Source organism: Reyranella sp. (genome assembly GCF_965279625.1).
Classification (GTDB): Bacteria; Pseudomonadota; Alphaproteobacteria; order Reyranellales; family Reyranellaceae; genus Reyranella.
This window is the reverse complement of sequence record NZ_OZ257251.1, coordinates 4,896,615-4,917,890: the sequence shown is the minus strand read 5'-3', so window position 1 is coordinate 4,917,890 and position 21,276 is coordinate 4,896,615. Positions and strand designations below refer to the sequence as shown.

The following is a 21,276-nucleotide window of genomic DNA, read 5'->3' as shown; positions in this document are numbered from 1 at the left end:
CATCCTTCGAGACGCGCTCCTGCGGAGCGCTCCTCAGGATGAGGGCTTTGTTGGAAAACCGGACGTGTTTCCATCGTGCCCAGAAAGACTCTACGCCTTCGGCTTGATCTTGCCGACGGCGATGCCCGCCTTCTCGATCATGTCGTAGCTCTTGTGCGTCGCCGACACGAAACCGGTGTAGCGCGGCGGCAGCAGGGTCTTGGCCTGGTCGGCCGTGATGGAGGTCAGGATCTTCTGCACCTGGGCGCCCATCTCCTTGGGCGCATTGGCCGGCAGCGCGATCGCATCGTTAGGCAGCGGATCCGAGGTCCAGATGATCTTGTTGCTGTCTTCCTTGATGCGGCCGGCCGCGATCATGGCGTTGCGCTGGCGGTCGAAGTCGGTGGCCATGTCGACCTGGCCCGAGCTCACCGCCATCTCGTTGGCCGGATGCGTCGCGCCCTCGCTGTACTTCCAGAAGGTCCTGGGATCGATCTTCCAGACTTCCTTGGCGTAGTAGGTCGGGATCAGCCAGCCCGAGGTCGAACCGACATCGGCGAAGGACATCGACTTGCCCTTCGTGTCGTCGGGAAACTTCGTCACCTGCAGGTCGGGCCGGGCGACGATGATCCCAAGGTAGGTCGGCTTGTCGTCGTACTTCACCGTCGCCACGGCCTGGCAGCCGGTGGCGTTGTTGGCGATGATGTAGCCCCACGGGCCCATCCAGGCGACGTCGAGCTGGCCCGAGCCCATGGCGACGGCCATGCCGGCCCAGTCGGTCGTGGCGACCAGGTCGAAGTCGGGATTGCCTAGTTCCTTGGCGAGATGCGCGAACAGCGGCAGATAGGCCTTCCTGGTGTCGTCGGGCGTGGGCATCAGCGGGCCGACGCCGAAGCGCAGCTTCTTCTTGCCCTGCGCGATCGCCGGGCTGGCGAGCAGCGAGGCGACGGACAGCGCGCCCGACGCGGCGATGAAGCCGCGGCGGTTGGACTTGAGGATCGTCATGGCGATCGTTCGCTCAGTAGCTGACGCTGGGGCAGGCTTCGCCCATGAACTCGACCAGCTTGGCGCCGCCGACCACCAGCGCACCGTCGACCAGGTTGTTCTCGTCGAGCTTGCGCTTCTTGAAGCAGGGCGAGCAGACGAAGATCTGGCCGCCGGCCTCGACGAAGCTCTTCATCAGGTCCTTGAGCGGCGCGAAGCCTTCCTCGTGGATGTCGTCGGCATAGCCCTTCTGCGACAGCCGCGTGCCCTCGATCGACAGGAAGACCATGGTCTTCTTGTCCGACGCGACGGCGGCGTTGGCGACGACGAAGGCCACCGTGGCCTTGTCGGTGTCGTTCTTGGCGTGGGTCAGGCTGACGACGAATGAACCGGGCATGTCTCTCTCCTCCTTGTTGACTTCAGGACCAGTCGGCGCGCGAGCGGATCCAGAAGCTCTGGGTCGCCGGATCGTGCGCGAGCAGTTCGTTGTTCGTGAGCCGGCACCAGGCCGGAATGTCGTGCGGCGCGGAAATGTCGAGCGCGATCACGCGCAGCACGCCGCCGGGCATCGCCTTCAGCTTCTTGCGCAGGTCGAGCACGAGCGGCCCGCAGCCGAGATGGCCGGCGTTCCATTGGTCGTCCGCTGCCGGAAATGCTCCCTGCTCCACCTGGCCGCCGTCCCACGAAAAGACGCGCCCGCGCCGACGAACTGCCAAATTGGCAGCAGCTCGGTCGGGCGGCGACAACGTCGGAATGATGATCTGGCGGACACGAACAACGCCCCGTCCCTAAGGACGACTGGCTCCCCCGGAGCACGGCGTTCCACTGGTGTCGCTCGGGGGCGGACAGTAAGCATCGCCCCGGAGAGGGTCAATGACGCGCGACGCGTCCGGCGCGTCACGCGGAACGAAGCACCCTCCCGGGCTAGGCCAGCCGGTACTGTCGCTGGAAGAACGCCGAGTGCAGGCCGCCCTCGGGCGGGCGGGCGGAGATGTGCTGCGTGACCTGGGCGTTGTCCGCGGCATTGCCGGCGACCATCAGCATGACATGGTTCACCGGGATGGTCTTCAGCGTGCCGCGCCGCAGCAGCTCGGCGAAGACCTGCTCAGGCTCGCCCTCGGGAACGGGCGTCCAATAGCGCAGCGCCTTCAGCATGCTCTGTGTCGCGGCATCCTGCAGCCGGTAGTCGCCGTCGACATAGTGCGTGCCCAGCGTCTCGATCCGCGCGATGCAGATCGGCTCGCCGCCGGCCGCCGGATCTTCCAGACTGTGGTCGGTGTGCAGCCCGTGCGGCTCGGGAAAGACGAACCTGCCGTAGGCATAGTGCTCCTTGCGATAGCGTGCCGGGGGAACCAGCACGGCGATCATCGCGTCGACTTCCTCGTTGTAGAGCCGCACCCAGGGCACCATGGCATCGCCCGCGCCGACGGCAGCCCTTTCCTCCCAGCGTTCGTCGACGTTCACCGTCACCACATCGTCGAACTGCCGTGCCCGCTCGAAAATCTCCTTCACCGCAGCGTCACGGAAGCGGGCGATCGCCAGCGGCAGGTCCGCATGCGCCTCGCGATCGTTGAAGTTTCCGTGCAGGCGTTCGAGCAGCGACCACTCCGCATCGGAGAAGGTCACCGGCTCCAGCAGCCTGAGCCGCGACGGCAGGGCCGCCCAGGCCTCGCGAAGGGACGTCGTCATGGGGGCAACCTAGCATGCACCGATCGGCGATTTCACCGCTGCCTCGCAATCACGGGCGCGAGGCAAAGGCCCCCGGTGCGATTCCGACGACGCGTCGGAAGGCAGTACTGAACGCACTCACCGAGCGGTAGCCGCACGCCGTCGCGACCTCGGCCAGCCGCGCGCCGCCGAAGCGCAGCCTGTCCTTGGCGAGCGCCATGCGCAGCCGCAGCAGATAATCCATCGGCGACAGGCCCACGACCGCCGTGAACCGCTCGGCAAATGCCGAGCGCGACAGGCCGGCGACGCGGGCCGCCCGCTCCACCGTCCAGGGCCGGCGCAGGTCTCCGTGCATCGCGTTCAGCGCCTTGGCGAGCTGTGGGTCGCCGAGGCCGGTGAGCAGCCCCGGTTCTGCAACGACACCTGGCGCGGGGGCCTGGCGGATCGCCTCGACCAGCAGGACCTCGAGCAGCCGTTCGAGCACCAGTGCCTGCCCGGCACGTTCCGACGAGGACTCGTCCCGGATGAGCGCCAGGAGATGATGCAGGCGCGGACCCGTCGGATTATGCGACAGGATCTCGGCGCGGCGGGGCACGAGGCCAGTCAGCAGGTCGGCGTTGGTCGGATCGAAGGTGAAGCGGCCGCCCAGGATCTCGACCTCGGGCGGCCGCGAGGCATCGCCCACGAAGCGTGCGCGCTCCGGGCCCCCCGCTCTTGGCGTGTAGTCCACCACGACCGTCGGCCGGGCCGCGTCCGTCTCGCGCGCGAGACGCCAGCTTGGCGGTCTCGACAGCAGCAGGAAGTCGCCCTGCTCCAGCGCGCGCGGCGGCTCGCCCTCGACCCCGAACTCACAGTGGCCCGAGGCGACGAAGCAGAAGACGACACCGGTGCTCGCCGGAAAGCGCACGGTCCAGTTGCCGTTGGCCTGCATCTGCTTCCACAGCAGGGCCTTCGGGCGCAGCAGCGCGACGGTCTGCCCAAGCGGATCCACGTTCGGACGATCTCGAATGAAAAGCGGGGCCTCACGGATAGTGGAAGGCCGCCGATCTGGCTAGCGTGGCCCATGTCCCAGAACAGTCCCGTCACGCTCGCCACCTGGCGCACGCCTGAAGTCATCGCCACCGCGTTCCGCACCGTCCCCGACTTCATCCCGACCGCGCGCATCGCGGCCGCGCCCGGCGCGCCCTCCGACCTGCCCGAAGGACCGATGGCCGAGTTCGGCGCCTTCGACGTCGCCTTGGCGCCCGATCGGCATTTCGACCTGCCGGCGCTGCTGGCCGCCACGGCGACCGACGCCTTCCTCGTCCTGCAACACGGCCGGATCGTCCATGAGAGTTACGGAAACGGACTCGACGCTGAGACGCCGCACATCCTGATGTCGATGTCGAAGGCGGTGACCGGCCTCGTTGCCAGCCTGCTGGGCAAGGCCGGCACGCTCGACCTCGAGGCGCCCGTCGCGACGCTCGTCCCCCAGATCGCCGACACTTCGTGGCGCGGCGCGACGGTGCGCCACCTGCTCGAGATGCGGGCCGGCGCCGCGCTCGATGCCGCGACGCTCGCCGCCTACGCCGCGGCGACGGGCTGGGAGGCCCTGCCCGCGGGCGCGCCACCCGCCGACCTCGCGCGCTTCTTCGCCGGCATGGCGCCCGTGTCCGGCGCCCATGGCGGCGCTTTCAAATACGATTCGGCCAACACCGACCTGCTGGGCCTTGCGCTCGAACGCGCGACCGGCCGTTCCTACGCGCAGCTCGCGAGCGAGCTTCTGTGGCAACCGATGGGGGCAGCGCATGACGCCTTCATCACCGTCGACAGTCGCGGCGCCGCGCGCTGCAGCGGCGGCGTCTGTGCCACCGCCCGCGATGTCGCACGCCTGGGACAGCTCGTCCTCGACGGCAGCCGCCGCGGCCCACATCAGGTCGTGGCGCAAAGCGTGATCGACGATCTGTGGACCGGAGGCGACGCCGGCGCCTGGCGCGCCGGACAGTTCGGCGCGAGCTTCGGCGCCATGGGTCTCGGCACGACGCGCTATCGCAATGGCTGGTACATCGTCGACGGCCCGCCGCGCCTGCTGTTCGCCATGGGCATCCATGGCCAGAACCTGTTCGTGGTGCCCGACCACGGGCTCGTGATCGTGAAGCTCTCCTCGCTCGTCACGCCGATCGACCCGCCCGCCATCATGCTGGCCCATCGCGCCGTGACGGAGGTGGCGCGGCTGCTGGGCCCCTAGCGCGCGAGCGCACGGCCCGTCGTGCAACCATGCCGATTGACAAAGAACGGCAGAGGATCACGCTGCGGGGCGACGCGGGGAGAGCATCATGACGACCACCGTCTATTTCGCGACCAATCGAGTGGCGAACCATCCGGCGGACCGGCCGGAGAACTATACGTTCAGCATGGTCGCGCCGGACAATCCGCTGCAGGTGACCTACGGCACGGCCTTCGTCGACAGCGCCGGGCTGACGGCCGACACGGTGGGCGCGATCCGCTCGCTGCAGGATCTGCAGAAAGGCGGCTTCAGTCAGACCGCGATCGACGATCTGGCGGAGGGCGGGCGCAACATCCTGGTCTTCATCCACGGCTTCGCCAACAGCTTCGCCGATGCGCTGACGCGCGCGGCCTTCAACCGCGAATGGCTGGCCCAATCGGGCGTCGCCGATGCGGACACCGCCGTCGTCACCTTCAGCTGGCCCTCGCGCGGCCAGTTGTTCACGGTCCCCTTCCCGACCCTGCCCTACCGCTCGGACCAGCGGATGGCCGGCGGCTCGGGCCTGCCGCTGATGCGCTTCTTCGCCAACCTGCTGCCCATCCTCGAGACGGCGCGGCGCAACGGGCGGCGGACCTTCCTGCTGACCCACAGCATGGGCAACCTCGCGCTGCAGGGGGCGGTGCAGGCCTGGTTCGAAAACGGCAACGGCGATGCCGAGATGTTCGATCACATCTTCCTGGCCGCGGCCGACATCGTCGACGATGCCTTCGACGCGGCCGTGACCAACAGCCTGGCGCCGCTCTGCCGGCTGGGCCGGCGCATCACCGTCCTGCACAACCGCCGCGACCAGGTGCTCGACGGGCTGAGCGAGACGCTGAACTTCTGCCACCGCCTCGGCCAGGACGGGCCGCTGGGCGGCAGCGACCCCATCCTGTTCCCGCCCGCCACCTACCGCAGGATCGATTGCAGCGGCTTCACCGACTACGACACAGGCTTCGCCGGCTCGCACCAGTATTACCGGCGCTCCGCCAGCGTGCGCGCGGAGATCGCGGTGTTGATGGGGGCTTAGGACACTTCCACCTCATCCTGAGGAGCCGTGCGAAGCACGGCGTCTCGAAGGATGGACAACAGACGGGGTGCGCGTACCCCCCCTTCGAGACGCGACCCTTCGGGCCGCTCCTCAGGGGAGGTCTGTTTTTCTGGCAGGCACACCGTTTCGACACACCTTGCCGTCATCATGCGGATGAGGCCCGCCCCTGCGACAGGAGACACGCCATGACCGCACCGCGCCCGTCCCGCACCCATATCGGCAACCACAAGCTCCAGCCCGAGACGTTGATGCTGAGCTACGGCTACGACCCGGCGCTGTCGGAAGGCGCGGTGAAGCCGCCGGTGTTCCTGACCTCGACCTTCGTGTTCGGCTCGGCCGAGGAAGGCCGCGATTTCTTCGACTATGCCTCGGGCCGCAAGACGCCGCCCGCCGGCAGCGCCGCCGGCCTGGTCTATTCGCGCTTCAACCATCCCAACAGCGAGATCGTCGAGGACCGGCTGGCGGTCTACGAGGGCGCCGAGACCTGCGCCCTCTTCTCCTCCGGCATGTCGGCGATCTCCACGACCCTGCTCGCCTTCGCGCGTCCCGGCGACGTGGTGCTGCACTCGCAACCGCTCTATGGCGGCACGGAAACCCTGCTCGCCAAGACCCTGTCGGGCTTCGGCATCAGCGCCGTCGGCTTCATCGACGGGGTGAGCGAGGCCGCCATCCGCACCGCCGTCGCCCAGGCACGCTCGAAGGGGCGCATCTCCGTCATCATGATCGAGACGCCGGCCAATCCGACCAACACGCTGGTCGACATCGCCCTGCTCCGCCGCTTCGCCGACGAGATCGGCGCGGCCCAGGGCACGCCGCCGCCCGTGCTGGTCTGCGACAACACGCTGCTGGGGCCTGTCTTCCAGCGCCCGCTCGACCACGGCGCCGACGTCTCGCTCTATTCGCTCACCAAATATGTCGGCGGCCATTCCGACCTGATCGCCGGCGCGTCGATGGGCCGGAAGGAGATCATGGGCCCGATCCGCGCCCTGCGCGGCAGCTTCGGCACCCAGCTCGACCCGCATTCCTGCTGGATGCTGGGTCGCTCGCTGGAAACGCTGGGCCTCAGGATGGAACGCGCCAACTCCAACGCCCGCCTGGTCGCCGAATGGCTAGCGGCCCATCCCAGCGTGGCCAAGCTCCACTATCTTGGCCTGCTGCCGGCGGGCTCGCCCGAGAAGGCACTCTACGAGCGCCAATGCACCGGTGCCGGCTCGACCTTCTCCTTCGACATCAAGGGCGGCGAAAAGGAAGCCTTCGCCTTCCTGAACGCGCTGAAAATCTTCAAGCTCGCGGTGAGCCTCGGCGGCACGGAGTCATTGGCCAGCCACCCCGCCGCCATGACCCACTCCGGCGTCCCCCTCGAAGTCCGCGACCGCATCGGCGTTCTAGACACGACGATCCGGCTGTCGGTGGGCATCGAGCATCCGGACGATCTGATCGCGGATCTGACGCAGGCGTTGGCGGCCAGCAGCCAACTTCATCCACATCAGACCAACTTCACCTAGTCTCGCTGCGATCTCGCGCTTTCCCACCTGAACCCGCTTTCGGAAATAGAGAGCGAAGCAGTTCGTCACTCGGCTCGGGTTGACGGTAGCTGCAAGCGGGCCGAAAGTTGTACACGCTGACGATTGGACGATGTGGAGCCTAGTTGATGGCAAAGAAGATTCTAAATCCTGATCTCCAATTCGACGATGAGGCGGATGAGGAAGGCGTTGCTGAACAACTCGAGCCCGGTGAAATAGCCGCTGTTGTAACTGGCACTGACTGGACCACCGAAACGATCGTTTCTCAACTCACGCGCGGCAACATTCAACTTAATCCGCGGTTCCAGCGCCGAGACGCATGGAAGCAAGATCGAAAGAGCCGCTTTATCGAATCCCTGATTGTGGGCTTGCCGATCCCACAAATTGTACTAGCCGAAGCAAAGCGACAACGCGGCAAGTTTATCGTTCTCGATGGCAAGCAGCGACTTCTAACCATTCTTCAATTTTGGGGTAACGGCGAGGGAACTAATAATGAGTATAGACTCTCGGGTATGACACTTCGTGAGGACCTGGATGGAAAGTCATTTGCCGATCTATCAAATGAACAATCTAGCAGGAATGATTTCGACGCGCTGTGTAACCAGACTATACGGACAGTTGTTATCAGGAATTGGAAGGATACAGATTTCCTTCACACTGTATTTCTGCGTTTGAATACAGGCAGCGTTAGCTTATCTCCCCAGGAATTGCGACAGGCGCTACTACCCGGTGAGTTTGCAAATTTCGTTGATGACAGAGCCGCCGAATCCGCCGGACTTCGGAAACTATTGGGTATCAGCGGGCCCGACCCCAGAATGCGAGACACTGAGATATTGGCTCGCTTTATCAGCTTCAGATTCTTCGCCGAGGGTTACCCGGGAAGAATGAAGGGATTTCTAGATGCGACATTCGAGACATTCAACTCGAATTGGGCCGACAACGGTCCTTCTGTTGAAAGGGCGGTCTCAGACTTTGAAGATGGGGTAAAAGAACTGGTGAATGTGTTTGGTGATGAGTTAGCCAAGAAGCCCAGCTCGCGACAGTTCAACCGAGCCATTTTTGATGCATTGATTTATTTCCACTCTCAGCCTGCAGTGCGCAAGGCCTTGCGATCAAAAGCTGCGGAGGTAAGAAAAGCTTACAAGGACCTATTCTCAACAGATTCGAAATTTCTCAAGGCTATTGAGAGCGACACCGCGGGTGCATCGAACACATCGACTCGATTGAATATATGGGCGGCTGCACTTTCCAAGATCATCGGCAATCCCGTCAAAGCTCCAAAGATACCCGTCGCAAACAGATCTACAGAATCGACGAGAGGGGCCAGTCAGTAAGCGCCATGGCCGACTCGAAGAGATTGGCGAGTCTGAAGCGCGAGATCGTGCTGTTGAGGAAACAGTTTCTTCCGGCGCAATTTGATAATCTCGGCGTCTATCCAGACATGCCGAAGGTTCAAGCGAGCACAAGAGCTTTTCTGGTCCTGTGTCATGCGGCTTTTGAGAGCTACTTTGAAGAGTGGGCAAAAGATATTGCGCGCAACAGTGAGAAGCTTTGGAAGAAGTCCGGGAAAGTAAGCGTACCGTTTGGCTTTCTTCTTGCCACCATGATCAAGAAGATTGGTGTGCCCACCGTCTTGAATAATGCGAACGACAGTCCACAGTTGTTTAACGGCGCAGCGACAGCGCTGTTTCAAGACTTCTATAGCCGAATCAAAGATAACCACGGGATCAAAGAGGCCAATGTTCTCAGCCTGTTTGTCCCACTGGGCATTCCGGCATCAGCGTTTGGATCTACGCTTCTCCCAAGCCTGCAAACGTTCGGGGAGCTCCGCGGCGAACACGCCCATCACTCAGGCAAAGCAGTTATCTCAGCTGTGGATCCAGAGACGGAATGGAAGAGGATTGAGCAGCTTTCCGTCGAACTTGCTTCATTCGATGCGTGGTGCGCGGGTGTGAAAAAGGCAATCAGATGACTCCCTGCGGACCCGCCAACGGAGTTTTCCACCAGAAAACTACCGCCTTATGAAGCACGCCCCTCACCGCTGCGCCGCCCCCTCCCGCGTCTTCCACATCGACCAGGCGATGCCGGTGGCGATCAGGCCGATGGTGACGGCGAGGCTGGCGATGGGCGGGAACTTCGCGTCGTCCAGGAGGAAGTCCGAGACGAAGATCTTGGAGCCGATGAAGACCAGCACCGCGGCCAGCGCGTGCTTCAGGTAGTGGAAGCGGTCGATCATGGCCGAGAGCGCGAAGTACAGCGCGCGCAGGCCCAGCACCGCCATGATGTTCGAGGTGTAGACCACGAACGTGTCGGTGGTGATGGCGAAGATCGCCGGCACCGAGTCCACCGCGAACACCAGGTCCGCGAGGTTGATCACCACCAGCGCGAGGAACAGCGGCGTCGCGGCCAGGACCATGCGGCCGGTGCGCTGGTCGGGCGTGGAGACGAAGAAGCGGTCGCCGTGCAGCTCCTTGGTCACGCGCAGGCGGGTGGAGATCCAGCGGATGGCGGCGTTGTTGGCGAGGTCGGGCTCCTGGTCGTTGGTGAAGAACATCTTTATGCCCGTCACGATCAGGAAGGCGGCGAACAGGTAGAGCACCCAGTAGGCTTCGCTCACCAGCGCCGCGCCGGCCGCGATCATCAGGCCGCGCAGCACGATGACGCCGATGATGCCCCACAGCAGCGCGCGATACTGGTACTTCGCCGGGATGGCGAAGAAGGTGAAGATCAGGCTGATGACGAAGATATTGTCGATCGACAGCGCCTTCTCGATGAAGAAGCCGGTGTAGTACTGCATGCCCAGCTCGGCGCCCTTCTCGACCCAGACCCAGGCGCCGAAGGCCAGCGCGATCGAGATGTAGAAGGCCGAGAGCTTCAGCGATTCGCCAATGCCCATCACCCGGTCCTCCTTGTGCAGGAGGCCGAGATCGAAGGCGGTCAGCGCCGCCACCAGGGTCACGAAGGCGAGCCAGAACCAGACGGGCGTGCCGAGGAAGGGCTGGACCAGAAGCTCGGTCATACCGGGGTCCGAAGGGTGGGGCGGCGCATGTTGGTTCGTCCTCTGCGGGTGAGAGGGCGAAGATGGGCGGCCGCGGGCGATTGTAGAAATAGAAAGAATGGGCCAGAGTCGATAGTCATGGACTATCACCCCTCCATGATCCCGCCATGACCACGCTGCGCCAGCTCTCCTATCTGGTGGCCCTGGCCGACACCCGGAATTTCCGGCGGGCCGCGGACGCCGTGCACATCGCCCAGCCCACGCTCAGCCAGCAGGTGCGGGCGCTGGAGGCGCGGCTGGGCGTGACCCTGGTCGAGCGCAACGAGAGCCCGGTCCAGCTCACGCCGATCGGCCGGGACCTGGTGACGCGCGCGCGCCGCATCCTGCTCGACGTGAAGGATGCCGAGGACATGGTCCGGCGCTCGCGGGCGGGCATCGCGGGCACGATCCGGTTCGGCGTCACGCCGACGCTCGGCCCCTACCTGATGCCGCGCATCGTGGCCTCGCTGCACCGGCGCTTCCCAGACCTGCGACTCTACATCCGCGAGGGCATTCCCGACGAGCAGGCGCGCGAGCTGGCGCGCGGCGAGCTCGACATGGTGCTGTCGCCCCTGCCCGTCTCGGGCAGCGACCTGCACATCGAGCCGCTGTTCCGCGAGCCGCTGCACATCGTCTGCCCGCCCGAGCATCCGCTCGGCCGCGCAGGCAAAGTGCGCCGCGGCGACCTGGCGGGGATCGGCTTCCTCAGCCTCGACCGCCGCCACCATGCCCACCGCCAGGCCCGCGAGATCTGCGACGACCTCAAGGCCACGCTGCTCGAGGACTATGAAGGCACCAGCCTCGACAGCCTGCGCCAGATGTGCGGCTCGGGTCTGGGCTTCGCCATCCTGCCGGAACTCTATCTGCGGTCGGAGGTGGGCGGCGCCGACATGGTCACGCGCCTCCCGATGGCCGGCTGGAGCGCCAGCCGCTCCCTCGCCGCGGTATGGCGCGACGGCTCGGCCTATGCCGACAGCTACGCCACCATCGCCGAGACGATCGCTGCGGAGGCCCGGAGCATCCTCGCGGGACCGGCGCTATAGAGCATCTTCCCCTCCCCCGTCTCGGGGGAGGTGCCCCGGAGGGGCGCAGGGGGTCATGACCCCATCGCCCTCGTAAGACGAGGGCACTTCCCCTTTGCGGACTCCGCAAAGGGGAAGAGTGTGATCTCGTCTAAATCCCCTCGTTCGGGATCGGCAGGACGATGCCGCAATGCTTGCAGTGCACCGCGTCGACATCGTGCACCAGCAGGGCGCAGGAGGGGCATTCGAAGCGGACCTTGTTGGGCCGGAAGATGGCCTGCAGCAGGCGCAGGAACAGGCCGACGCCGACCACCATGATGATCACGGCGAGCAGCCGGCCGCCCGGACTCTTCAGGGTGATGTCGCCGAAGCCGGTGGTCGTGAGCGTCGTGATGGTGAAGTAGAGCGCGTCGACGTAGTTCGAAATCTGCGGATTGATGTGGTGCTGGGTGACGTAGACCACCGACGTCACGATGAAGATGAAGACGCCGAGATTGACCGTGCGCTGGATGATGTCCTCGTGCTGGCGGAACCACGCCGAATCGCGCCTGAGGTCGCGCAGCAGGTGGTAGGAGCGCAGCAGGCGCAGCGCCCGGGCGATGCGCAGGAACGCAAAGTTCTCGAGGAAGACCGGCAGCAGCAGCGACGCGATCACGATCAGGTCGGCGGCCGTCGTGATACTGAACAGATGGCGCAACGGCCGGCGCTCCACCCAGAGCCGCGCCATGAACTCGATCGACAGCAGGATGCCGATGACGAGATCGAGCGCGATCATCCACGGCTGGTGGCCGCCGAAAGGCGCGACGAGAAACAGGGCGATCGTGGCCAGGTCGAAGCCGACGAGCCCGTAGCGGAACCGGCGGGCCTCGCGACCGTCGCCGAAATAGAGGTCCCGGAACTTTTCGCGCAATCGCGTCGTTGCCATGCCTCCAGATACCACGGCCCCGGCTCCCCAGCACCGAGACAACGATGGACGACGATCGGTTCCGACCCGGACCAGACGGGGGCTATATTCGCTTGGCGCCAATCCCCGCTCGTGCGAGATGACCAACGTTGGAATGGCGATGCCCACGGCGGGCATCGGCCGGCGTTCGAGTAGTCGAGAGGGCGTGGATCGTGCGAAGCATCGGCCTGCTGGCGTTGGCCGGCGCATTCGTCCTGGGCACGCATTCCGCCAGAGCCGACGACATCCGACGGCCGGGCACCGTCTCACAGATCGATTCGACGCTGCAGAACGCGCTCACCTCGCTGGGCCTGCCGCCGCGCGACGCGACGATCGTCGCCGACGTCGTGGTGGCGAGCGCGATGATCGTGGGCGCCATGGGCACGGGCGGAACCACCGCCTCGGCCGGGGCGGCTGCGGGTTCGGCCGCCGGCGCCGCGGTCTCGCCGACGCCGGCCTTCAGCTGCCCGGTGTTCGCGGGCGGATCGCTCCTGCTGACCGAGGATGGCTGCCTGTGGAGCACCGTGTCCGGCCAGTGGACGAGCCAGGGAAGCGGCGACGCGTCGGGCACGTCCCAGGCGGCCGTGTTTCGCATCGGCGGCCAGACGCAGGTGGCCGAGGACTGGTTCCTGGGCGGATTCCTGGGGATCGGCTTCGCGTCGGGCCAGGCCGGCGGCGGATACGTGTCGAGCACCGGCCAGACCTACGACGGCGCCCTCGCGCTCAAGTGGGTGCGCGGTCCGTGGCTGCTGGCGGCCGGCCTCGCCTTCGGGGCGAGCGTCAACGCGCTGCAACGCGAGGCAGGCCAGATCACCGGCGCGAGCTCCTCCTATGGCGGCAGCTTTCGGCTGCGCGGCGCCTACGAGGTTCCCTTCGACGGCTGGTACCTGCGGCCGCGCCTCGACCTCGAGCTGCGCTACTTCAATCGGCCGGCGTTCCAGGAGTCCGGCGGGTCCGGGCTGGCGATGGGATTCGGCGGCGAGAGCACGGTTCACCCGGCGATCGTGCCGGCGCTGGAAGTCGGCGGCCGGATCGACGTGGCCCAGGACACGATCCTGCGGCCCTACCTCGTGGCGGGCGCGACGGTGCTGCCCGACAGCGGCTCGACTTTCCAGACCTGGTTCGTCTCCGGCCCACTGGCGGGGTTGGGCGCGTTCCAGGCGACGGTAGCCGCTCCCAACCTCCTCGCCACCCTGGAGGCCGGGCTGCAGGTCTATCGCACCCATGGCTTCGAGGCCAAGGCGGCCTACGGGCTTTCGGCCGGGACGGCGTACCTCAATCAGAGCGCAACGCTGCGCCTCGCCTGGCACTTCTGAAGCAGATGCGGCCCACCCTTCTCCCCGGCATGCGCTAGACTGGACAGATGAAGGCAAGCGACAGCACCGACACGACGGCCCCGTACTGGCGCCGGGAGACCGCGACGCGGGCCGGGCTGATCGTCGATGCGAAGGCCTACTTCGAGGTCGGCCGCAAGGCGATGCTGAAGGCGCGCAAGCGCATCATGCTGATCGGCTGGGACTTCGACGCCCGCATCGAGCTCTCCGACGAGCGCCTGCCGGGCGAGCCGCGCACCCTGGGCGAGTTCGTGCTGTGGCTGGTGAAGCACAATCCCGAGCTCGAAGTGTTCCTGCTGCGCTGGAACATGGGCGCGGTGAAGACCCTGTTCCGCGGCACCACGATCTTCACGCTGATGCGCTGGATGGCGCACCCGCGCATCCACACCCGGCTCGACAGTGCCGTGACCCTGGGCGCCTCGCACCATCACAAGATCGTCGTGATCGACGACTGCCTGGCCTTCTGCGGCGGCATCGACATGACCAGCAATCGCTGGGACACGCCCGAGCATCACGACCACGATCCGCGCCGAGTCGGTCCCGGTGGCAGCCCCTATGCGCCGTGGCACGATGCGACCACCATCCTCGAAGGCCCGGTGGCGGCGGCGCTGGGCGAGCTCGCACGGCAGCGCTGGCAGGCGGCCGGCGGCGCGGTGCTGGCCCCGGTCGAAGGCGCCTGCGACTGCTGGCCCGATGGGCTCGACGCCCAGTTCCGCGACATTGCGGTGGCGATCTGCCGCTCGCGACCGGAGGGGGACGGCAAGGGCGGCGCGCCGGTGCGCGAGATCGAGGCGACCTATCTCGCGCTGATCGCCCGCGCCCGGAAATACATCTACGCCGAGAGCCAGTACTTCGCGTCGCGTCGCATCGCCGAGGCGATCGCCCACCGGCTGGAGGAGCCCGACGGGCCCGAGATCGTGCTGGTCAATCCGTTCAAATCGCAGGGCTGGCTGGAGCCGGTCGCCATGGATACGGCGCGCGCCCGGCTCTACGGGGCGCTGGAACACCTCGATTGCCATCGACGGTTCCGGATCTATCACCCCTTCACGCAGGCCGGCGAGCCGATCTACGTGCACGCGAAGATGACGATCGTCGACGACGAAGTGCTGCATGTCGGCTCCTCGAACCTGAACAACCGCTCGATGCGCCTCGACACCGAATGCGACGTCACCATCGATGCCGCTCATCCCGGCAACGAGGCCGCCGCAGGCGAGATCCGCTCCCTGCGCGACAGCCTGCTCGCCGAGCATCTGGGCGTCCCCGCCGACACGGTCGCCGCCGCGATCGAGACCAAGGGCTCGCTGATCGAGGCCATCGAGGCGTTGCGCGGCGACGGCCGGTCGCTACGCCCCTACGAGGTCCCCGACCTCGAGGAGGTCGAAAAGTGGCTGGCCGACAACCAGGTGCTCGATCCCGAGGGACCCGACGAGATCTTCGAGGCGACGGCAAAAGGCGGCCTGCTTCGCGGGCTACGCCACCACCTCCACACGCACGCCGATCGCCTGCGGCACCGGCTGCACCACCCGTCACGCCCCTGACGGAAGACGGGCCGAGCCATCAGAGCTGGTAGTACAGGCCGCCGCACAGGCCGATGACGACGAGGCTCAAGCCAAACAGTTTGAAGAAGCGCGCCGACTGGATCGCAAGCGACTGCTCATGCTGCGCGGAGAGGCGTTGCTCTTTCGACAGGTCGCCTGGCCTGAATTTGCGCTGCGAGGAATCCCGGGTTGAGGGCATTACCCACCGGCGCATCCGCATCCAATTCGAACTGTGTGGCGGTCCAGCAAATGGCCAGGCCGATGACGGCGATCCCGAAGAAAGTCGTATAGGCGACGAAGAGAAAGGCCGCCGCCGACGCCAGCAGCCAGGCCGAAAGCCCGATCGTGATGAGGATGGTTCTCGCGGACACGCGGCATCTCCCGATGGAGCGGCAGGCACGGAAGCGTAATGGCGGTGTCCCAACCCTGCAATCAGCTCCTGCGCGATGTAAGTGATCGCAAGACGGCAAGCGCGATGACCAGCAGCGGCATCGAGAGTGCCCCCCACGAAACGAGCCAGAAGGGCCCGCCCTCGCCCAGCAGGGCGGACAGCAGGCCGACGACGGTCAGCACCGCCAGCACCAGCGGCCAACGCCAGCACTTCACCGCGCGGACTCCAGGGTCGCTGCCTCTTCCCTGAGACGCAGCTCGATCGGCGAGTGGCGGCGCGACAGCCAGAGATAGAGGCCGCTGCCCAGGACCACGATCGTCACGAGGTCGAGCAGCGCCCAGATGATCTTGAGCGGCAGGCCGCCATAGTCGCCGAAATGCAGCGGACGCGAGACCTGCAAGGTGCGCAGGTACCACGGCATCTCCACGACGGTCGTGAGCTTGCCGCTCACCACCTCGACCAGCACCGGCGTGAACAGGCGCGCCGTGAGCGCAGCATTACCCTTCGTCCAGATCAGGAAGTGATGCGGGCTGCCGACCCGGCCATTGGGAAACACCACACTCGTTGGATGACGGTCCGGCAGAGTTCTGGCCGCCAGCTCGAACGCCGCCTGCACCGAGGAGAAGGAGCTGACCTCGGGCACCGACTGTCCGCGATAGGGCTTCAGCATTTCCTGCACGTCCGTGCGCTGCCAGACGGCGAAGAGCGGCTGCGACAGCTCGTTCATCACGCCGGTCGCGCCGACCACCAGCGCCCAGGCGATCGTCACCACGCCCAGCATGTTGTGCAGATCGAGCCACCACAGGCGACGCGAGGCGCCACGCAATGCGCCAAAGGCCTGCCGCCGGGCAAAGGGCGCGTAGAGCACGCCGCCCGACACGACGGCCACGACGAACACCAGCCCCATGAAGCCCAGGAACAATTCACCCGCCAGTCCGGCGAACAAGTCGCGATGCAGGCGCAGCATCAGGTCCAGGAAGGTGAGCGGCCGAACGTCGGCGGGCTCGATTTCGTTCAGCAGTTCGCCGGTGCGCGAGTCGAACCGCAAGCGGCGCGTGGTCTTCGGATCGGCGGTGGGCGACGGCAGCATGCCGACCAGCACCTTAGGTTCGTCGTCGTCGACGAAGACGAACCAGACATGGTGATCGGGCCGCTTCTCCCTCGCCGCCGCCACGATGCGATCGAGGTTCGCGTTCGGCGTTCCCGCCGGCAGGTCGGCGAAGGGCGGCTCGTCGCTCAGCAGATCGCGCAGCTCGTCGCCGAAGATCAGCGGCAGCCCTGTGACGCAGAACAGCAGCAGGAACACCGTGCAGGCGAGGCTGGTCCATTTGTGGACCAGCGCCCAGCGCCGCAGTCTCATGATGTCGTCTCTTGCCATACGTCCGTCAGAAGTCGGTCGTCAGCGACAACAGGAAGGTTCGCGGTGCGCCCATCGACAGACCGAAGGTGCTGGTCGCCGAGGCCCAGTAGTTGGCGTCGAACAGGTTCTCGACGTTGAGGCGCAGCGCCACCGGCTTGCCGCCCGGCCGCTCGAAGGCATAGCGCACGCCGGCATCGAAGCGCGTCCAGCCCGGGATGCTCTGGTAGTTCGCCGCGTCCAGATACTGCGCGCTCGTGTAGATCAGGCGCCCCGAGAACGTCAGGCCCTTCAGGAAGCTGGCGTCCCACTCCGCCCCGAGATTGAGCTGTACGTTGGGCACGCCCGGCGCGGTCTTGCCCTGCGTAAGGGGCGTCGCGGTGCTGAGCAGCTTGCCGTTGAGCAGCGTGATGCCGCCCAGCGGCCGGAAGCCTTCCCACGGCTCGCCGAAGACCATCAGCTCGATCCCCTGGTTACGCTGTATGCCGTCGACCGAGTAGACGGCCGTCGACGGATTGGTGAAGCCCGAGGGCTGTTCGATCTGGAACAGGCTGAGCGTCGTCGCGAACTTGCCGAAATCGACCTTGGCGCCAACCTCGTACTGCCTGGTCTTCATGGGGGCGAACATCTGGCCGGCGTTGACCGTGCCGGCCGGCGCCGTCGGTCCCTGCTGCAGCCCCTCGATCCAGTTGCCGTAGATCGACACGTTGTCCCAGGGCTTCACGATGAAGCCGAGCGCCGGCGAGAAGGCGCTCTGGTCGTAAGACGCCGTCACCGCACCGGTCACGTTGCTGAAGTTGGTGACTTGAACGCGCTGCAGGCGTCCGCCGAAGATGAACTGGATGCGCTCGTCGAACACCGACGCCACGTCGGCCACGGCAAGGCTCGTGAGCTGCGTGCCGGCGATTTTCGGCGCATTGAGGGTCGGCACGAAGGGCTTTGCGACGAAGGTGGGATTGTAGAGATTCGACGGGACGGAGACGAGTACCGGCGAGAGCGATCCGTTCTCCAGGTAGACCCGCGTGCCGGTGACCGACAGAGCGTGGCTCACCGGACCGGTCGTGGCGCGACCGCGCACGCCCGCCGTCTGGGTATCCGCGTTCGACCAGCCGGGGAAGTTGAAGGGCGCGTCGGTCAGATTGCCGTTGGCATTGGTGATCGTGGCGAAACCCGACAGGCTGGAATATTTCTGCTGGCGGCCGCCGATCGCCGCAAAGGCCGTCCAGTCGGGCGTGATGTCGAACTCACCCTGGACGGCGCCGAACAGGTCGTCCGTCTGCATATAGGTCCAGGGCTGGAACCAGTTGGCCCGGCCGCCCGGCGCCGCCGGCACGGCGACTCCGGCGGCTACATAGGTGGGCCGCAGCGGCGAGTTCACGGTCTGCGTCTGGTAGCCGTAATCGAACGAGAGCCGGACGCGATCGCCCTTGAAGTCCATGCCGAAGACGGCGGCGCCCAGCTCCTGCGTCTGGCGGTCGACCGCCGTCTGGCCGTTACGATAGGTGCCGTTGAAGCGCACGCCGAATTCCTTGTCGTCGCCGAAGCGACGACCGAAATCGACGGCACCCCCGAACTGCGCGCCCGTGGCGTAGGTGGCGGTCACCCGGTTGAGCGGTTCGTCGCCGGCGCGCTTCGGCACCAGATTGATGCTGCCGCTGACGCTGCCGAACGGAGGCATGCCGTTCAGCATGGCATTCGGCCCCTTCAGGATCTCGACCCTTTCGAGATAGTCGGGCAGCACCTGCACGGGCGGCGCAACGCCATAGAGACCGTTGAAGGCCCAGTCGTTGTTGTTGAAGCTGAAGCCGCGAATCATCAACGGCGTCGTGTAACTCGATGCCGACCAGGAATTGCGCACCGACGGATCGTTGGCGACCACGTCCGCCAGGGTGCGCGCATTCTGGTTGCGCATGAGTTCCGATGTGTAGCTCGTCTGATTGAACGGGGTGTTCATGAAGCTGCGTTCGCCGAGGATGCCGACTTGAGCGCCGGTCGCCACCTGCCCGCCCGCATAGGCCGGCGGCAGGTTGTCGATCATCGCCTGGGGCGGCACCAGGTTGCCTTGCACCTGAACGGGATCGAGCTGCATCGCCCCGCCGGTCGCGCCGGGCGGGTCGAGCGACACGGTGTTCGCCCCGGTGAACCGGAAGGTGACGCCGGTGCCCGACAGAAGCTGGGTCAGGGCCTGCTGTGGCGTGAAGGTGCCGGCGAGCGCATTGCTCCGCAGGCCGCGCACGCGTTGCACGTCAAAGAAGATCTGCAGGCCCGCGCGGCTGGCGAGGGTAAGGAGCGCGGTGTTCAGGTCCTGGGCGGGAATATCATAGGCCACGACGGCCTGTGCGAGTTCGGGCTCCCTTCCTTGCGCGTGCACGCAGGGCGCCGCGATCGAAAGCGCGGCGACATATGTCGCCGCGAGAAGAGCCTTCCGCACCGTTGCCCGCTTCGCCATGACCGCACTCTCCCTTACGCTTTGCAGTGCCTGGCGTTCGGCTCGGCTCTCCCTGATTGAGACGAAGTGAAGACGGGAGTCGGTAAAGAGTTGGCGGATTTTTTCCGTCGCTCGCGTCAGTAGAGCACCGTCACCAGCGGCGCCGACGCCGTGCGCACGCCGAGTTCGCGGGCGATGGTGGCGAGGACGGTATCGGGCTCGGCGGGGGCGAACACGCCGGACACGCGGCGGTTCGCGAGGCTCGCGTTGCCGATCACGATGCGGCCACGGCGATAGCGGTTGAGCTCGGTGACGACATGGCCGAGCGTCACGCGATCGAACACCAGGCGGTCCCGCCGCCAGGCCAGCGCCTGTTCGACGTCGACCGGGCGCGGCGGCCCAAGTCCCGCCTCGGCATAGCGCACCGACTGGCCGGGCGAGAGCACGATCTCCGCCGGACGGCCTCCGGCGTTCGCGACCGAGACCGCGACCTCGTGCTCGACGACGACGACCTCGACGGAGTCCGACAGGCGATTCACCGAGAACTGCGTGCCGAGCGCGCGCGCGTTCCCCGCCGCGGCCTGCACCACGAAGGGCCGCCGCTCCTCACCCTTGCGCGGCGCGGCGGTGAAATACGCAAGCCCGCTCAGCAATTCGACTCGCCGCTCGACCGCATCGAAATGCAGGGCGATCGCGCTGGCCGGTCCCAACTCGACCGTGCTGCCGTCGGAGAGATGCACCGTGCGCCGCTCGCCGGGCGCGGTGCGATGGTCGGCCGCGACCATCACCATCGGATCGCCGATCCACAGGATCGCGCCGGCAACCAGCACCAGGAGACTCGCGGCCAGGGCTGCAAACGTGCGCCAACGCCCGGCAGCGCGGCGCGGCGGCGACACGCCCGCAACCTGTACATCGTGCAACAGGGCACCCGGCGCGTTCGCCACCTCATCCATCAGGCTCCAGGCGTCCTGCGCCTCACGGAAAGCGATCGAGTGGCGCGGGTCCTCGGCCAGCCACTGCTCGAGCGCGCGATGCTCGGCGGGCGCCAGCGGGCCATCGCCCAGCTTCGCCAGCCACAGCGACGCCCGCTCGTCGATTTCGTCCTGTTGCTCGCTGGGCTCAGTCACGCCGGCCTTGACCTTCTCGTCGACATAGGGGGATCGCCACGCCAGTAAGACGAGTCCCGCCGCCGATCCGGTAAACCATCGCGAAGTTTATTTGAGCGAGTCCGGCTAGCGTCCGCGCAGCCGCTGCATGACGTGCTTCACGGCCTTCGCGAGATGCTTCTGCACCGAACTGTCCGAGATCTGCAGGCGCCGCGCCACCTCGCCATAGGTCAGGCCTTCTATACGCGTCAGAGCAAAGACCTGGCGGGTGCGTTCGGGCAGTTCCAGCAGCGCATCGCGCGCCGCCGCGACATCGCTCAGGCCGCCGGCCACCCGCTCGGGCGACGGCCGTTCGTCGGCCACCCCCTCCATGTCGTCGACCGGGACCGGATCGGTGCGCTCCCGGCGCTGGCGGCGGACATGGTCGACGGCGAGATTGTGCGCGGTCCGATACAGGTAGGATCGCGGATGGGCGACGGACGCGGCACCTGGGCTGCCCTGCTCGGCGAAACGCAGGAACGCCTCCTGCGTCAGCTCCGCGGCTGTCTCGCGGTCGCGCACCTTGCCTGTGAGATAGGCCTGCAATTCCCGCCGATGGGCCAGGAACAGGGCCCGGATGTCCTTGTCCGCCACCCTGCTCCTCTAAGGCCAATGCGAATCATTTTCAATC

General features: G+C 66.2%; 21 protein-coding genes. 8 read left to right on the top strand and 13 right to left on the bottom strand.

The genetic code is table 11. The features are described from left to right. Positions 1–90: 90 nt before the first annotated feature. The 5 genes from ACQY78_RS23840 to ACQY78_RS23820 all read right to left on the bottom strand — a co-directional run bounded on the left by ACQY78_RS23840 (position 91) and on the right by ACQY78_RS23820 (position 3,622). Positions 91–984: a phosphate/phosphite/phosphonate ABC transporter substrate-binding protein gene (locus ACQY78_RS23840; RefSeq protein ID WP_428679607.1), complete on the bottom strand. Its 894-nt coding sequence runs from the start codon at positions 982–984 to the stop codon at positions 91–93. A 13-nt stretch (positions 985–997) separates the two neighbouring features. Further along, positions 998–1,360: a DsrE family protein gene (locus ACQY78_RS23835; RefSeq protein WP_295145723.1), complete on the bottom strand. Its 363-nt coding sequence runs from the start codon at positions 1,358–1,360 to the stop codon at positions 998–1,000. 22 nt (positions 1,361–1,382) lie between these two features. Further along, the gene (locus tag ACQY78_RS23830) at positions 1,383–1,679 is read right to left on the bottom strand and encodes a sulfurtransferase TusA family protein (RefSeq protein ID WP_428679604.1); all 297 of its coding nucleotides are present in this window, start codon (positions 1,677–1,679) and stop codon (positions 1,383–1,385) included. Between the two features lie 208 nt (positions 1,680–1,887). Further along, a complete protein-coding gene (locus ACQY78_RS23825; RefSeq protein ID WP_428679602.1) occupies positions 1,888–2,652 on the bottom strand; it encodes a hypothetical protein in 765 nt (254 codons plus the stop codon). 49 nt (positions 2,653–2,701) lie between these two features. Next, complete coding sequence (locus ACQY78_RS23820) at positions 2,702–3,622, bottom strand: AraC family transcriptional regulator (protein WP_428679599.1); 921 nt, start codon at positions 3,620–3,622, stop codon at positions 2,702–2,704. A gap of 72 nt (positions 3,623–3,694) precedes the next feature. Here ACQY78_RS23820 and ACQY78_RS23815 point away from each other — a divergent pair, with 72 nt between their 5' ends. The 5 genes from ACQY78_RS23815 to ACQY78_RS23795 all read left to right on the top strand — a co-directional run bounded on the left by ACQY78_RS23815 (position 3,695) and on the right by ACQY78_RS23795 (position 9,422). After that, on the top strand, positions 3,695–4,858 hold the full coding sequence (locus ACQY78_RS23815) for a serine hydrolase domain-containing protein (RefSeq protein ID WP_428679597.1): 1,164 nt from the start codon (positions 3,695–3,697) through the stop codon (positions 4,856–4,858). A gap of 88 nt (positions 4,859–4,946) precedes the next feature. Further along, positions 4,947–5,906 carry an alpha/beta hydrolase gene (locus ACQY78_RS23810; protein ID WP_428679594.1) on the top strand — a complete coding sequence of 320 codons (960 nt, stop codon included), beginning with the start codon at positions 4,947–4,949 and terminating at the stop codon, positions 5,904–5,906. 206 nt (positions 5,907–6,112) lie between these two features. Further along, on the top strand, positions 6,113–7,432 hold the full coding sequence (locus ACQY78_RS23805; RefSeq protein ID WP_428679591.1) for a cystathionine gamma-synthase family protein: 1,320 nt from the start codon (positions 6,113–6,115) through the stop codon (positions 7,430–7,432). A 146-nt stretch (positions 7,433–7,578) separates the two neighbouring features. Further along, positions 7,579–8,784: a DUF262 domain-containing protein gene (locus tag ACQY78_RS23800; protein WP_428679589.1), complete on the top strand. Its 1,206-nt coding sequence runs from the start codon at positions 7,579–7,581 to the stop codon at positions 8,782–8,784. A 5-nt stretch (positions 8,785–8,789) separates the two neighbouring features. Next, positions 8,790–9,422 carry a HEPN domain-containing protein gene (locus ACQY78_RS23795; RefSeq protein WP_428679586.1) on the top strand — a complete coding sequence of 211 codons (633 nt, stop codon included), beginning with the start codon at positions 8,790–8,792 and terminating at the stop codon, positions 9,420–9,422. 63 nt (positions 9,423–9,485) lie between these two features. On the opposite strand, the gene ACQY78_RS23790 is transcribed toward ACQY78_RS23795, so the two are convergent. After that, positions 9,486–10,469, bottom strand: coding sequence for a TerC family protein (locus ACQY78_RS23790; protein WP_428679584.1), 984 nt, complete (start codon positions 10,467–10,469; stop codon positions 9,486–9,488). A gap of 146 nt (positions 10,470–10,615) precedes the next feature. Between ACQY78_RS23790 and ACQY78_RS23785 the strand changes: the two genes are divergently transcribed. Beyond that, positions 10,616–11,530, top strand: a complete 915-nt coding sequence (locus tag ACQY78_RS23785; protein ID WP_428679581.1) for a LysR substrate-binding domain-containing protein — start codon at positions 10,616–10,618, stop codon at positions 11,528–11,530. A gap of 130 nt (positions 11,531–11,660) precedes the next feature. Here the strand turns inward: ACQY78_RS23785 and ACQY78_RS23780 are convergent, their stop codons facing one another. Next, positions 11,661–12,434, bottom strand: a complete 774-nt coding sequence (locus ACQY78_RS23780) for a potassium channel family protein (RefSeq protein ID WP_428679578.1) — start codon at positions 12,432–12,434, stop codon at positions 11,661–11,663. A 191-nt stretch (positions 12,435–12,625) separates the two neighbouring features. On the opposite strand from ACQY78_RS23780, the gene ACQY78_RS23775 reads away from it, so the two are divergent. Both ACQY78_RS23775 and ACQY78_RS23770 read left to right on the top strand, forming a co-directional pair. Then, on the top strand, positions 12,626–13,768 hold the full coding sequence (locus ACQY78_RS23775; RefSeq protein ID WP_428679575.1) for an autotransporter outer membrane beta-barrel domain-containing protein: 1,143 nt from the start codon (positions 12,626–12,628) through the stop codon (positions 13,766–13,768). 47 nt (positions 13,769–13,815) lie between these two features. Continuing rightward, positions 13,816–15,324 (top strand): phospholipase D-like domain-containing protein, encoded by a 1,509-nt coding sequence (locus ACQY78_RS23770; RefSeq protein WP_428679572.1) that lies wholly within the window; start codon positions 13,816–13,818, stop codon positions 15,322–15,324. Positions 15,325–15,440: 116 nt separating this feature from the next. Here ACQY78_RS23770 and ACQY78_RS23765 read toward each other — a convergent pair whose 3' ends face one another. The 6 genes from ACQY78_RS23765 to ACQY78_RS23740 all read right to left on the bottom strand — a co-directional run bounded on the left by ACQY78_RS23765 (position 15,441) and on the right by ACQY78_RS23740 (position 21,239). Then, on the bottom strand, positions 15,441–15,695 hold the full coding sequence (locus ACQY78_RS23765; protein WP_428679569.1) for a hypothetical protein: 255 nt from the start codon (positions 15,693–15,695) through the stop codon (positions 15,441–15,443). A gap of 61 nt (positions 15,696–15,756) precedes the next feature. Continuing rightward, positions 15,757–15,930 (bottom strand): hypothetical protein, encoded by a 174-nt coding sequence (locus tag ACQY78_RS23760; RefSeq protein ID WP_428679567.1) that lies wholly within the window; start codon positions 15,928–15,930, stop codon positions 15,757–15,759. Continuing rightward, a complete protein-coding gene (locus ACQY78_RS23755; RefSeq protein ID WP_428679564.1) occupies positions 15,927–17,075 on the bottom strand; it encodes a PepSY-associated TM helix domain-containing protein in 1,149 nt (382 codons plus the stop codon). Before ACQY78_RS23755 ends, ACQY78_RS23760 begins: the two co-directional genes overlap by 4 nt. A 25-nt stretch (positions 17,076–17,100) precedes the next feature. After that, entirely contained in the window at positions 17,101–19,521 is a 2,421-nt protein-coding gene (locus ACQY78_RS23750) for a TonB-dependent siderophore receptor (protein ID WP_428679561.1), read from the bottom strand. Between the two features lie 116 nt (positions 19,522–19,637). Next, the gene (locus ACQY78_RS23745) at positions 19,638–20,627 is read right to left on the bottom strand and encodes a FecR family protein (RefSeq protein ID WP_428679559.1); all 990 of its coding nucleotides are present in this window, start codon (positions 20,625–20,627) and stop codon (positions 19,638–19,640) included. 105 nt (positions 20,628–20,732) lie between these two features. After that, positions 20,733–21,239, bottom strand: coding sequence for an RNA polymerase sigma factor (locus ACQY78_RS23740; RefSeq protein WP_428679556.1), 507 nt, complete (start codon positions 21,237–21,239; stop codon positions 20,733–20,735). Positions 21,240–21,276: the final 37 nt, after the last annotated feature.

Excerpts from the sequence above, each read along its gene's own strand:
- ACQY78_RS23840 (WP_428679607.1), bottom strand. The coding sequence starts at position 984 with ATGACGATCCTCAAGTCCAACCGCCGCGGCTTCATCGCCGCGTCGGGC.
- ACQY78_RS23835 (WP_295145723.1), bottom strand. The coding sequence starts at position 1,360 with ATGCCCGGTTCATTCGTCGTCAGCCTGACCCACGCCAAGAACGACACC.
- ACQY78_RS23825 (WP_428679602.1), bottom strand. The coding sequence starts at position 2,652 with ATGACGACGTCCCTTCGCGAGGCCTGGGCGGCCCTGCCGTCGCGGCTC.
- ACQY78_RS23815 (WP_428679597.1), top strand. The coding sequence starts at position 3,695 with ATGTCCCAGAACAGTCCCGTCACGCTCGCCACCTGGCGCACGCCTGAA.
- ACQY78_RS23810 (WP_428679594.1), top strand. The coding sequence starts at position 4,947 with ATGACGACCACCGTCTATTTCGCGACCAATCGAGTGGCGAACCATCCG.
- ACQY78_RS23805 (WP_428679591.1), top strand. The coding sequence starts at position 6,113 with ATGACCGCACCGCGCCCGTCCCGCACCCATATCGGCAACCACAAGCTC.
- ACQY78_RS23800 (WP_428679589.1), top strand. The coding sequence starts at position 7,579 with ATGGCAAAGAAGATTCTAAATCCTGATCTCCAATTCGACGATGAGGCG.
- ACQY78_RS23795 (WP_428679586.1), top strand. The coding sequence starts at position 8,790 with ATGGCCGACTCGAAGAGATTGGCGAGTCTGAAGCGCGAGATCGTGCTG.
- ACQY78_RS23790 (WP_428679584.1), bottom strand. The coding sequence starts at position 10,469 with ATGACCGAGCTTCTGGTCCAGCCCTTCCTCGGCACGCCCGTCTGGTTC.
- ACQY78_RS23785 (WP_428679581.1), top strand. The coding sequence starts at position 10,616 with ATGACCACGCTGCGCCAGCTCTCCTATCTGGTGGCCCTGGCCGACACC.
- ACQY78_RS23780 (WP_428679578.1), bottom strand. The coding sequence starts at position 12,434 with ATGGCAACGACGCGATTGCGCGAAAAGTTCCGGGACCTCTATTTCGGC.
- ACQY78_RS23770 (WP_428679572.1), top strand. The coding sequence starts at position 13,816 with ATGAAGGCAAGCGACAGCACCGACACGACGGCCCCGTACTGGCGCCGG.
- ACQY78_RS23755 (WP_428679564.1), bottom strand. The coding sequence starts at position 17,075 with ATGAGACTGCGGCGCTGGGCGCTGGTCCACAAATGGACCAGCCTCGCC.
- ACQY78_RS23750 (WP_428679561.1), bottom strand. The coding sequence starts at position 19,521 with ATGGCGAAGCGGGCAACGGTGCGGAAGGCTCTTCTCGCGGCGACATAT.